1 protein-coding gene is annotated in these 671 nt (G+C 72.7%); it reads left to right on the top strand.

Going from position 1 to position 671, the window contains the following annotated elements:
• Positions 1-671, top strand: a 671-nt coding sequence (locus LPA54_RS34455; RefSeq protein ID WP_228984579.1) for a cell wall metabolism sensor histidine kinase WalK, incomplete at both ends; no start/stop codon positions are given.

Below are 671 nucleotides of genomic sequence, written 5' to 3' on the forward strand. Positions count from 1 at the left end.
GCGAGATACGGCAGGTGGAGCTGGACCTCCCCCGCCGGGGGACCGGACGCGGCGAGGCCCTCGCGGTGTCCGCGCGGGTGGCGCCGCTCGGCTCCCGGCTGGTGCTGCTGTTGGTGGAGGACCTCACCGAGGCCCGCCGCATCGAGGCCGTGCGGCGCGACTTCGTCGCCAACGTCAGCCACGAGCTCAAGACCCCCGTCGGGGCGCTGTCCCTGCTGTCCGAGGCCGTGATGGACGCCTCCGACGACCCCGAGGCCGTGCAGCGGTTCGCGGGGCGCATGCAGATCGAGGCGACCCGGCTGACCAACCTGGTGCAGGAGCTGATCGACCTCTCCCGCGTGCAGAACGACGACCCGCTGGAGGACGCCGAGCCGGTCCCGGTCGGGGAACTGGTCGCCGAGGCCGTCGACCGGTGCCGGCACCAGGCGGGCACCAAGGAGATCACCATGGCCGCCGCGGGCGCCGAAGGCCTGCGGGTCTGGGGCAACCGTGGACAGCTCGCCGCCGCGCTCGGCAACCTGGTCGAGAACGCGGTCAACTACTCGCCCGCCCGCACCCGCGTGGGCATCGCGGTCCGTTCGGTCGCGCAGCACGGCGGGGACCTGATCGAGATCGCCGTGACCGACCAGGGCATCGGCATCTCCGACAAGGACAAGGAGCGCATCTTCGAG

The sequence above is a fragment of the Streptomyces sp. DH12 genome (assembly GCF_020873895.1).
In the GTDB taxonomy this organism is placed as follows: Bacteria; Actinomycetota; Actinomycetes; order Streptomycetales; family Streptomycetaceae; genus Streptomyces.